We start from the raw sequence: 12109 nt of genomic DNA on the forward strand, positions 1-12109 counted from the left end.
TAAGAAAGGAAATGAGCCGATGAGCGCCAGCATCACCGCCAAATTGCGTCACGATTGGTCTTTGGCCGAAGTTAAAGCGCTGTTCGTTCAGCCTTTCAATGACCTGTTGTTCCAGGCGCAGACGGTGCACCGTGCGCATTTCGATGCCAACCGCGTCCAGGTCTCGACCCTGCTGTCGATCAAGACCGGCGCTTGCCCGGAAGATTGCAAATATTGCCCGCAGTCCGGTCACTACAACACCGGCCTGGAAAAAGAAAAGCTGATGCAAGTGCAGCAGGTCCTGGAAGAGGCCGCTCGTGCCAAGGCCATCGGTTCGACCCGTTTCTGCATGGGCGCGGCGTGGAAACACCCCTCGGCCAAAGACATGCCCTACGTGCTGGAGATGGTCAAAGGCGTCAAGGCCATGGGCCTGGAAACCTGCATGACCCTGGGCCGGCTCGACCAGGACCAGACCGCGGCCCTGGCGCAAGCGGGCCTGGACTACTACAACCACAACCTCGATACCTCGCCGGAGTTCTACACCAGCATCATCACCACCCGCACCTACAGCGAGCGTCTGCAGACCCTGGCCTATGTGCGTGATTCGGGGATGAAGATCTGCTCGGGCGGGATCCTGGGCATGGGCGAGTCGCTGGACGATCGCGCCAACCTGCTGATCCAGTTGGCCAACCTGCCGGAGCACCCGGAGTCGGTGCCGATCAACATGCTGGTGAAAGTGGCGGGCACACCGCTGGAAAACGCCGAAGACATCGACCCGTTCGACTTCATTCGCATGCTGGCCGTCGCGCGCATCCTGATGCCCCAATCCCATGTGCGCCTGTCGGCTGGCCGTGAGGCCATGAACGAGCAAATGCAGGCCCTGGCCTTCTTCGCCGGTGCCAACTCGATTTTCTACGGCGACAAATTGCTGACCACCGCCAACCCGCAGGCCGACAAGGACATGCAGCTGTTCGCGCGCCTGGGCATCTTGCCGGAGGCTCGCGAAGAGCACGCCGACGAGGTCCACCAGGCCGCCATCGAACAGGCGCTGGTGGAGCAAAAGAGCAGCGAGCAGTTCTATAACGCCGCTGTTTGATCGTCTGGAATGCGTAACCCTTGTAGGAGCGAGCTTGCTCGCGATGAACTCAAAAACGACGCGTTTTTATTCAGGTAACACGCGTCATCGTTAACGTTCATCGCGAGCAGGCTCGCTCCTACAGGGATCGTGTTCATTTGATTTATGTGATCTGACACTCGAGGCCTGCATGTCTTTCGATCTCGCTGCGCGCCTTGCTGCCCGTCGTGCCGAAAACCTTTATCGCCAGCGCCCGCTGCTCGACAGCCCGCAGGGCCCACAAGTGGTGGTCGATGGACAGCCGTTGCTGGCGTTCTGCAACAACGATTACCTGGGCCTGGCCAATCATCCCCAAGTGATTGAAGCCTGGCGCGCGGGCGCGGCACGCTGGGGTGTGGGCGGTGGCGCTTCACACCTGGTGATCGGCCACAGCACGCCGCACCACGAACTGGAAGAGGCCCTAGCCGACCTGACCGGTCGCCCGCGGGCGCTGCTGTTCACCACCGGTTACATGGCCAACCTCGGGGCAGTCACGGCGCTGGTGGGGCAGGGCGATACGGTGCTGGAAGACCGTCTCAACCACGCTTCGTTGCTGGATGCCGGTTTGCTCTCGGGGGCGCGATTCAATCGTTATCTGCACAACGACGCGGCCAGCCTGTCCAGGCGCCTGGAGAAGGCCACCGGCAATACCCTGGTGGTTACCGATGGCGTGTTCAGCATGGATGGCGACATTGCCGACCTGCCCGCCCTGGCTCGGGAAACCAAAGCCAGGGGCGCCTGGCTGATGGTCGATGACGCCCACGGTTTTGGTCCGCTGGGTGCCACTGGCGGTGGAGTGGTCGAGCATTTCGGCCTGAGCCAGGAAGATGTGCCGGTATTGGTCGGCACCCTCGGCAAGGCCTTCGGTACGGCCGGTGCGTTTGTGGCTGGCAGTGAAGAGTTGATCGAAAGCCTGATCCAATTCGCTCGCCCGTACATCTACACCACCAGCCAACCGCCGGCCCTGGCCTGCGCGACCCTCAAGAGCCTGGAGTTGTTGCGCAGCGAGCATTGGCGACGTGAGCATCTGCAGGTGCTGATCCGTCAGTTCCGCCAGGGTGCCGAACAGATTGGCCTGGAACTGATGGACAGCGCCACGCCGATTCAGCCGATCATGATCGGCGATGCCGGGCGAGCGCTGCGGTTCTCGCAGATGCTGCGTGAGCGCGGGTTGATGGTCACGGCGATTCGCCCACCCACCGTGCCGGCCGGCAGCGCCCGTTTGCGCGTGACCCTGACCGCCGCCCACAGCGAGGCACAGGTGCAGCTATTGTTAGAAGGGCTGGCCGATTGTGTACAGCATCTGGGAGCGGCGGCGAACCATGCGTGATCGACTGATTCTGTTGCCGGGCTGGGGCCTGGGTATTTCTCCACTGGAGCCGTTGGCGGCCGCGTTGCAAGGTCTCGACGAACACCTGCGGGTGGAGATCGAACCCTTGCCGGAGCTGGACTCCAGCGACCTTGATGAATGGCTCGAAGAACTCGACGCCAGTGTGCCGCAAGACGCCTGGCTGGGCGGTTGGTCACTGGGCGGGATGCTCGCCGCAGAACTGGCCGCCCGCCGTGGCGAGCGCTGCTGTGGCTTGCTGACGCTGGCGAGCAATCCATCGTTTGTCGCCCATGCCGAGTGGTCCAGCGCCATGCCGGCGCAGACGTTCGACGGGTTCCTGGCCGGTTGCAACGCCGACCCGCGCACCACCCTCAAACGCTTCAGCCTGCTCTGCGCCCAGGGCGCCGAAGACTCGCGCGGCCTGTCGCGGCTGTTGTTGGGCGGTGCCCCCCATACGGCGCCAGCGGTGCTGATGAGTGGCCTGGAACTGCTGGCCCAACTGGACACCCGCAAGGCCTTGCAGGCTTTCCGCGGGCCGCAGTTGCATCTGTTTGCCGGCCTCGATGGCTTGGTGCCGGCCGAGGCTGCGGGCGAGCTGTTGAGCCTGTTGCCCGATGTTGAAATTGGTCTGATTGAACAGGCCAGTCATGCGTTTCTTCTGGAAGACCCCCACGGTGTGGCGGGGGCGATCCAAGCCTTTTTGCACGAGTGCGGTGATGACTGATTTGTCTCTTCCCAACCTGCCCGGCGGTTTGCCCGACAAGCGCCAGGTCGCGGCGTCCTTTTCCCGGGCGGCGGCCAGTTACGACAGCGTGGCCGAGTTGCAGCGCGACGTGGGTAGTGAGTTGTTACGTCGGTTACCGGAAGATTTTGTCCCTGCTGTTTGGCTAGACATGGGCTGCGGCACCGGGTATTTCAGCCGAGCGTTGCAAGAGCGGTTTCCTGCGAGCGCCGGAGTGGCACTGGACATTGCTGAAGGCATGCTCAAGCACGCCAGGCCCTTGGGCGGGGCGCAGCATTTCATTGCCGGGGACGCGGAACGCCTGCCCCTGCAGGACGCCAGTTGCGACCTGGTGTTTTCCAGCCTGGCGGTGCAGTGGTGCGCCGATTTTGCCACGGTGCTCAGTGAAGCCTATCGGGTGCTCAAGCCGGGAGGGGTGTTGGCCTTTGCCAGCCTGTGCGTCGGCACGTTGTATGAACTGCGCGACAGTTGGCGGCAGGTCGACGGCCAGGTGCACGTCAATCGGTTCCGTGAGTTCAGCCGCTATCAGCAGTTATGTGCGGCCAGCGGTTTGAACGTGCTGGACCTGCAGCAGTGTGCCCATGTGCTGCATTATCCGGACGTGCGCAGCTTGACCCATGAACTTAAAGCGCTGGGCGCGCATAATCTGAATCCGGGTCGGCCAGGTGGGCTGACAGGTCGGGCGCGCATCAGTGGTTTGATCGCCGCCTATGAGCAGTTCCGTCAGGCGCAAGGGCTGCCAGCCACGTATCAGGTGGTCTATGCCGTATTGGAGAAACCTCGATGAGCGCAGCGTATTTCATCACGGGCACCGATACCGATGTCGGCAAGACCACGGTGGCCGCCGGCCTGTTGCACGCCGCACGCTTGGCAGGGTTGAGCACGGCGGCCGGCAAGCCCGTGGCTTCCGGTTGCGACGTGACGCCCAAGGGCCTGCGCAATGCCGACGCACTGGCGTTGCTGGCACAGTGTTCGTTGCCGCTGACCTACACCGAGGTTAATCCGCAGGCGTTCGAGCCGGCCATCGCCCCCCATCTGGCGGCACGCGAGGCCGGTGTTGCGCTGACGGTCCAGTCGCTGGTGGCGCCGATGCGCCATATCCTCGATAAGCAGGCGGACTTCACCTTGATCGAGGGCGCCGGTGGCTGGCGTGTGCCGCTGGCCGACCAAGACAACCTGTCGGACCTGGCGATGGCGCTCGGTCTGCCGGTGATCCTGGTAGTCGGGGTGCGCCTGGGGTGCATCAATCACGCTTTGCTGACCGCCGAAGCGATTGCCCGCGACGGACTGCAACTGGCCGGGTGGGTGGCCAATATCATCGAACCCAAGACCTCACGCCTGGAAGAAAACCTCGCAACCCTGGCCGAGCGACTGCCCGCGCCTTGCCTGGGACGGGTGCCGAAACTCAAGGTGGTCACCGCCGAAGCGGTGGCCGAACACCTGCAACTGGATCTGCTCGACTAACGCCCACTCCTTCCCTGGTCGACAGCGTGATGGATACGCTGTCGGGCCGGGCTATTGCTGCTCCTTCAACTAATCTTTGTGACACACGGCGATGCTTTGTGCATCGGCCGTGCGCTTTGTTGTGTGCGTAATTCAGGAGGCCGTTGACGAACGGCGAAGGATCGACGCTTGACAAGATTTCAGCGTAAACGTATGTTTCAAACAACTGTTTGACCGTCACAACAAATCATCGCGGTCGTTCATTCCCGGTTACATCAGCAGAGGTTTATCGCTATGCCTGACTACAAGGCCCCCTTGCGTGATATTCGCTTCGTTCGTGACGAACTGCTCGGCTACGAAGCGCACTATCAGAGCCTTCCGGCTTGCCAGGACGCTACCCCGGACATGGTTAACGCCATTCTCGAGGAAGGCGCCAAGTTTTGTGAGCAGGTGCTGGCTCCGCTGAACCGCGTGGGTGACACCGAAGGCTGCACCTGGAGCGAGTCGGGCGTTAAGACGCCAACTGGTTTCAAGGAAGCCTACAAACAATTCGTTGAAGGCGGCTGGCCGAGCCTGGCGCACGACATCGAGCACGGCGGCCAAGGCCTGCCGGAGTCCCTGGGCCTGGCAGTCAGCGAAATGGTTGGCGAGTCCAACTGGTCGTGGGGCATGTACCCTGGCCTGTCGCACGGCGCGATGAACACCATCTCCGAGCACGGCACGCCAGAGCAGCAAGAGGCTTACCTGACCAAGCTGGTTTCCGGCGAATGGACCGGCACCATGTGCCTGACCGAGCCGCACTGCGGCACTGACCTGGGCATGCTGCGCACCAAGGCCGAGCCACAGGCCGATGGTTCGTACAAGGTTTCCGGGACCAAGATTTTCATCTCGGCCGGTGAACACGACATGGCCGATAACATCGTCCACATCGTACTGGCCCGCCTACCGGACGCTCCGGCTGGCACCAAAGGCATTTCCCTGTTCATCGTTCCAAAGTTCATGCCCAACGCCGATGGCAGCATCGGTGCGCGCAACGCCGTGACCTGTGGTTCCCTGGAACACAAGATGGGTATCCACGGCAACGCCACCTGCGTGATGAACTTCGACGAGGCCACCGGTTTCCTGATCGGCCCGGCGAACAAAGGCCTGAACTGCATGTTCACCTTCATGAACACCGCACGCCTGGGTACCGCCCTGCAAGGCCTGGCCCACGCCGAAATCGGCTTCCAGGGTGGTCTGAAATACGCTCGCGATCGCCTGCAGATGCGCTCCCTGACCGGACCGAAAGCCCCGGAAAAAGCCGCTGACCCGATCATCGTGCACCCGGATGTTCGTCGCATGCTGTTGACCATGAAGGCATTCGCCGAAGGCAACCGTGCAATGGTTTACTTCACCGCCAAGCAGGTCGACATCGTCAAGTACGGCGTAGATGAAGAAGAGAAGAAGAAAGCCGACGCACTGCTGGCCTTCATGACTCCAATCGCCAAAGCCTTCATGACCGAAGTCGGTTTTGAATCGGCCAACCACGGCGTGCAGATCTATGGCGGCCACGGCTTCATCGCCGAGTGGGGCATGGAGCAGAACGTTCGCGACAGCCGTATTTCCATGCTGTACGAAGGCACTACCGGCATCCAGGCTCTCGACCTGCTGGGTCGTAAAGTGCTGATGACCCAAGGCGAGGCTCTGAAAGGCTTCACCAAGATCGTGCACAAGTTCTGCCAGACCAACGAAGGCAACGAAGCGGTCCAGGAATTCGTGGCACCGCTGGCAGCACTGAACAAAGAGTGGGGCGAATTGACCATGAAGGTCGGCATGGCCGCGATGAAAGACCGCGAAGAAGTGGGCGCGGCTTCCGTGGATTACCTGATGTACTCCGGTTACGTCTGCCTGGCTTACTTCTGGGCTGATATGGCGCGCCTGGCCGCCGAAAAACTGGCTGCCGGCACGACCGAAGAGGCGTTCTACACCGCCAAGTTGCAGACTGCGCGATTCTACTTCCAGCGTATCCTGCCGCGTACCCGCACTCACGTTGTAACCATGCTGTCGGGCGCCAACAACCTGATGGACATGAAAGAAGAAGACTTCGCACTGGGCTACTGAGCCTAAGGCAGGTCCTTCAACAAACCGCTGCACCTTCGGGTGCAGCGGTTTTTTTATTCCCGAAATAAAGCGATACAAACCCCCGGCTGAAACACCCAACCGTGCGCTATGGCGGCCGTTAAAGAACCGTAGACAGTACATTTCATGCACTGTCGTGCCAGCATGAGGGCATAATGCCATCAGTCAATTTGCCGGGCCGGAGCTTTACCCTTGTCGCGTTCCTCTGCTGTACGTTTGAGTCACTTCCTGCCTTCGCTGCTGCTGTTGCTCGCAGGCCTCGCAGTGGCTTACGTCAGGGAACTCAACGTGTTTTTCACCTCGTTGTTCAACGTCCTGCCGACCCTGGTGTTGCTGCTCGGCGGCGCGTACTGCGCGGTTTACCGACGCCAGCGTGAACTGTTCCTGATGGTCACGGTGTACATCGCCTACTTTCTGCTCGACACCCAAACCGACTATTACCGTGACTTTGGCGGGGTACGCGAAGACGCCGCGGTGATCTTCCATCTCTGCTGCCTGCTGCTGCCCGTGTTGTACGGGACATTCGCGGCGTGGCAGGAGCGGACCCATCTGTTTCAGGACCTGGTCGCGCGGTTCGCGGTACTGCTGGCCGTGGGCAGTGTGGCCCTGGCCCTGGAGCAAAGTTATCCCCAGGCCGTGCAGGCCTGGCTGGCGGAAATCCGTTGGCCGGCGCTGCATGGGGCCTGGATGAGCCTGATCCAGCTGGCGTACCCGCTGTTCCTCGCGGCCTTTGGGTTATTGGCCTACCAATATTGGCGCCATCCCCGACCTTTGCACGCGGCCCAACTGGTGGGCCTGCTCGGCTTGTTCTGGATGCTGCCCAAGACCTTCATCCTGCCGTTTACCCTGAACATCATGTGCAGCCAGGTGATGTTGATGATCGCCGCCGCGGTGGCACACGAGGCCTACCAGATGGCGTTTCGCGATGAGCTGACCGGTTTGCCCGGGCGGCGGGCGCTGAACGAGCGCTTGCAACGGCTGGGCCGCAATTACGTGCTGGCCATGAGCGACGTCGATCACTTCAAGAAATTCAACGACACCCACGGGCATGATGTCGGCGACCAGGTGCTGCGCCTGGTGGCCAGCAAATTGTCGAAGATCGGTGGCGGTGGCCGTGCCTATCGTTATGGCGGCGAAGAGTTTGCCCTGGTATTCGCGGCCAAGAGCCTTGAAGAGTGTTTGCCGTACTTGGAGGAGATCCGCGAAGCGATTGCCAGCTACAACATTCAGCTGCGCAATCAAGACAGCCGGCCCCTGGACGATCAACAAGGTCGGCAGCGCCGCTCCGGGGCCAGTGCTTGCAGCGTGGCGGTCACGGTGAGCATCGGGGTTGCCGAGCGCCTGGCGCAGCGTACGCCGGAAGAGGTGTTGAAAAGCGCCGACCAGGCACTCTACAGCGCCAAGGGGGCCGGGCGAAATTGTGTGATGGCGTTTGGGCAGAACCGCCGTGGCGCGGTGCGCATGGACGGGGCAACGGATTGAGTGATGATGGCGCATTCAGCGCCTGCACTGTGATTGTCCGGGGGGGCGTGCGGCAGTAGGTTGCAGGGATCTGCTGACGGAGCAATGACCATGCCTGAGTACAAAGCCCCCCTGCGCGACATGCGCTTTCTGATCGACCACGTGTTTGACTTCCATGCCAACTACGCCGCGCTCGGGGCTACCGATGCCAGCCCGGACATGGTCAATGCAATCCTCGAAGAGGGCGCCCGCTTCTGCGAAAACGTCCTGGCCCCGCTGAACCGCTCCGGTGACGAAGAAGGCTGCCATTTCGACAATGGCGTGGTCACCACCCCCAAGGGCTTCAAGCAGGCGTTCGCCCAGTATGTCGAAGGTGGCTGGCATGGGCTGGCGGCGGACCCTGCGTATGGTGGACAAGGGTTGCCGAGTTCACTGGGGCTGGTGATCAGCGAGATGGTCGGTTCCAGCAACACCTCCTGGGGCATGTACCCGGGCCTGACCCACGGTGCGATGTCGGCCATTCACGCCCACGGCACCGAGCAGCAGAAACAGGCCTACCTGGGCAAACTCACGGCCGGCCAGTGGACCGGCACCATGTGCCTGACCGAGGCCCATTGCGGCACTGACCTGGGGATCATCAAGACCCGCGCGGTGCCCCAAGCCGACGGCAGCTACGCGGTCACCGGCAGCAAGATCTTCATCTCCGCTGGTGAGCACGACCTGAGTGACAACATCATTCACCTGGTGCTGGCCAAGCTGCCGGATGCGCCGGCCGGGACCAAAGGCATCTCGCTGTTTATCGTGCCCAAGTTCCTGCCCGACAGCCAAGGCGAGGCGGGCGAGCGCAACGGGGTTACCTGTGGTTCGATCGAGCACAAAATGGGCATCAAGGCCTCGGCCACGTGCGTGCTGAACTTCGACGGCGCCACGGGTTACCTGATCGGCGAGGCGAACAAAGGCCTGAACTGCATGTTCACCATGATGAACCACGCTCGGCTCGGCACTGGGATGCAGGGCTTGTGCCTGGGCGAGGCGAGTTTCCAGGGTGCGATCAAGTACGCCAACGAGCGCCTGCAGATGCGCGCGCTGACCGGGCCCAAGGCCCCGGAACAAGCCGCCGACCCGATCATCGTCCACCCCGATGTGCGGCGCATGCTGCTGACCATGAAAGCCTTCAACGAAGGCAATCGGGCGCTGACCTACTTCACCGCCCAATTGCTCGATGCCGCGCACCTGTCCAGCGACGCCGAGCAACGCCAGGACGCCGAGAACCTGTTGGCGTTCCTGACGCCGATCTGCAAGGCGTTCATGACCGAAACCGGCCTGGAGGTGACCAACCACGGGATGCAGGTGTTTGGTGGTCACGGCTATATCCGCGAGTGGGGCATGGAGCAGTTGGTGCGTGACTGCCGCATTGCGCCGATCTACGAGGGCACCAACGGCATCCAGGCGCTGGACCTGCTGGGGCGCAAGGTACTGGGCAGCCAGGGCCAGTTGCTGCGCGGTTTTACCAAAATCGTTCACAGGTTCTGTGCCGCCAACGCCGGGCATCCACAGCTCAAGACGTATGTCGCGCAGCTCGACGGGCTCAATCAGCAGTGGGGTGAACTGACCACCCAGGTCGGGATGGCGGCGCTGAAGAACCCTGATGAAGTGGGGGCCGCGGCGCTGGATTACCTGATGTACAGCGGTTACATCATCCACGCCTACCTGTGGCTGCGCATGGCGCTGGTGGCTCAGGCGCAGTTGGAGGCGGGCAGTGGTGATGCCGACTACTGTGAGGGCAAATTGGCCACCTGCGAGTTTTACTTCAAGCGTCTGCTGCCGCGCACGGCGGCCCATCGGGCGGCGGTGCAGGCAGGCAGTGATTGCCTGATGAAGCTACCAGCAGGGCTGTTTGCGCTTTGACGGTGGTGGTTTAAGCACATCGCGGGCAAGCCCTGCAGCGCCGGGAAGGCGGTGCAAGGCTTGCCCGCGATGGTTTTTAGTGACTAAAAATTACAAATAAGTCACGAGTCGACCCTATGTGTCGCAAAAGTTGTTCGGGTACACTCCCGGCACTTGTTGTATCCCGATCCCCACGAATCACCTTTCACGTATTACGAGGTTTGCCATGGCTGACTACAAAGCGCCCCTGCGCGATATGCGCTTCGTCCTCAATGAAGTTTTCGAGGTGGCCAAGCTCTGGGCAGAACTTCCTGCTTTGGCCGACACCGTGGATGCCGAGACCGTCGAGGCGATCCTTGAGGAAGCTGGCAAAGTCACCAGCAAAAGCATCGCGCCACTGAGCCGGGCCGCCGACGAAGAAGGTTGCCACTGGAGTGACGGTGCCGTGACCACCCCGGCAGGTTTCCCACAGGCCTATCAGACCTACGCTGAAGGGGGCTGGGTCGGGGTCGGTGGCGATCCGGCGTTCGGCGGCATGGGCATGCCCAAGACCGTTTCAGCCCAGGTCGAGGAGATGGTCAACTCCGCCAGCCTGTCTTTCGGCCTGTACCCGATGCTCACCGCCGGTGCCTGCCTGTCGATCAACGCTCATGCCAGCGAAGAACTGAAGGCCACGTACCTGCCGAACATGTACGCCGGGGTCTGGGCCGGTTCCATGTGCCTGACCGAACCCCATGCCGGGACTGACCTGGGGATCATCCGCACCAAGGCCGAGCCTCAGGCCGATGGTTCCTACAAAGTCAGTGGGACCAAGATCTTCATCACCGGCGGCGAACACGACCTGACCGAGAACATCATTCACCTGGTGCTGGCCAAGCTGCCGGACGCCCCGGCGGGTCCGAAAGGCATTTCGCTGTTCCTGGTGCCGAAGTTCTTGGTCAACGCCGACGGCAGCCTGGGCGCACGTAACCCGGCCAACTGTGGTTCGATCGAACACAAGATGGGTATCCAGGCATCCTCCACCTGCGTGATGAACTTCGACGAAGCCGTGGGTTACCTGGTCGGTGAGCCGAACAAAGGCCTGGCGGCGATGTTCACCATGATGAACTACGAGCGTCTGGGCGTCGGTATCCAGGGGCTGGCCACCGGCGAGCGCTCTTACCAGAACGCGGTTGAATACGCCCGTGACCGCCTGCAAAGCCGTGCGCCAACCGGCGCGCAGAACAAGGACAAGGTTGCCGACCCGATCATCGTTCACCCTGATGTGCGACGCATGCTGCTGACCATGAAGGCGTCGAACGAAGGTGGCCGTGCCTTCTCCACCTACGTGGCCATGCAACTGGACACCGCCAAGTTCAGCGAAGACCCAACCACCCGCAAACGTGCCGAAGACCTGGTGGCGTTGCTGACCCCAGTCGCCAAGGCGTTCCTCACCGACCTGGGCCTGGAAACCACGATTCACGGCCAGCAAGTGTTCGGCGGTCATGGCTACATTCGCGAATGGGGCCAGGAGCAACTGGTACGCGACGTGCGCATTACCCAGATCTACGAGGGCACTAACGGCATTCAGGCGCTGGACCTGGTCGGGCGCAAAATCGTCGGCAGTGGCGGGGCGCTCTACAACCTGTTCGCTGATGAGATTCGTCATTTCACTGCGACCGCCGGTGCCGAGCTGGGTGAATTTACCCGGCCGTTGAACCGTGCAGTGGAGACGCTGGACGAACTGACCGCCTGGCTGCTGGACCGGGTGCAAGGTAATCCGAACGAAATCGGCGCGGCCTCGGTCGAATACTTGCAGGTGTTTGGCTATGTGTCCTACGCCTACATGTGGGCCCTGATGGCCAAGGCTGCCATCGGCAAGGAAACACAGGATGAGTTCTACGCCAGCAAGCTGGGCACCGCACGCTTCTACTTCGCCCGTCTGCTGCCGCGGATTCACTCGCTCAGCGCTTCGGTCAAAGCCGGCAGCGAGTCGTTGTTCCTGTTGGATGCCGCGCAGTTCTGAGGAATGTAACCTCATGTAAGCATTTGCTTA

Annotated in this window: 9 protein-coding genes; all 9 read left to right on the top strand. The window is 61.7% G+C overall.

What is annotated here, in order from left to right:
- Positions 1-19: 19 nt before the first annotated feature.
- The 9 genes from bioB (at position 20) to ACIOVD_RS01370 (ending at position 12079) form a co-directional block, all read left to right on the top strand.
- Positions 20-1075: a biotin synthase BioB gene (bioB, locus tag ACIOVD_RS01330; RefSeq protein WP_095164297.1), complete on the top strand. Its 1056-nt coding sequence runs from the start codon at positions 20-22 to the stop codon at positions 1073-1075.
- A gap of 169 nt (positions 1076-1244) precedes the next feature.
- Positions 1245-2423, top strand: a complete 1179-nt coding sequence (gene bioF, locus ACIOVD_RS01335) for an 8-amino-7-oxononanoate synthase (RefSeq protein ID WP_401125647.1) — start codon at positions 1245-1247, stop codon at positions 2421-2423.
- A complete protein-coding gene (locus ACIOVD_RS01340) occupies positions 2416-3147 on the top strand; it encodes an alpha/beta fold hydrolase (protein ID WP_095164293.1) in 732 nt (243 codons plus the stop codon). Before bioF ends, ACIOVD_RS01340 begins: the two co-directional genes overlap by 8 nt.
- Positions 3140-3952 carry a malonyl-ACP O-methyltransferase BioC gene (bioC, locus tag ACIOVD_RS01345; protein WP_401125649.1) on the top strand — a complete coding sequence of 271 codons (813 nt, stop codon included), beginning with the start codon at positions 3140-3142 and terminating at the stop codon, positions 3950-3952. Before ACIOVD_RS01340 ends, bioC begins: the two co-directional genes overlap by 8 nt.
- A complete protein-coding gene (gene bioD / locus ACIOVD_RS01350) occupies positions 3949-4629 on the top strand; it encodes a dethiobiotin synthase (protein WP_159998261.1) in 681 nt (226 codons plus the stop codon). The genes bioC and bioD overlap by 4 nt, the downstream gene beginning before the upstream one ends.
- Before the next feature lie 273 nt (positions 4630-4902).
- Positions 4903-6708, top strand: coding sequence for a phenylacyl-CoA dehydrogenase (locus ACIOVD_RS01355; RefSeq protein WP_095164286.1), 1806 nt, complete (start codon positions 4903-4905; stop codon positions 6706-6708).
- A 210-nt stretch (positions 6709-6918) separates the two neighbouring features.
- Positions 6919-8208 carry a diguanylate cyclase gene (locus tag ACIOVD_RS01360; RefSeq protein WP_159998259.1) on the top strand — a complete coding sequence of 430 codons (1290 nt, stop codon included), beginning with the start codon at positions 6919-6921 and terminating at the stop codon, positions 8206-8208.
- 90 nt (positions 8209-8298) lie between these two features.
- On the top strand, positions 8299-10095 hold the full coding sequence (locus ACIOVD_RS01365; RefSeq protein WP_320333149.1) for an acyl-CoA dehydrogenase C-terminal domain-containing protein: 1797 nt from the start codon (positions 8299-8301) through the stop codon (positions 10093-10095).
- Positions 10096-10300: 205 nt separating this feature from the next.
- On the top strand, positions 10301-12079 hold the full coding sequence (locus ACIOVD_RS01370; protein ID WP_401125654.1) for an acyl-CoA dehydrogenase C-terminal domain-containing protein: 1779 nt from the start codon (positions 10301-10303) through the stop codon (positions 12077-12079).
- Positions 12080-12109 lie beyond the last annotated feature (30 nt).

It is taken from the genome of Pseudomonas sp. NPDC087626 (assembly GCF_044743405.1).
Lineage (GTDB): Bacteria > Pseudomonadota > Gammaproteobacteria > Pseudomonadales > Pseudomonadaceae > Aquipseudomonas.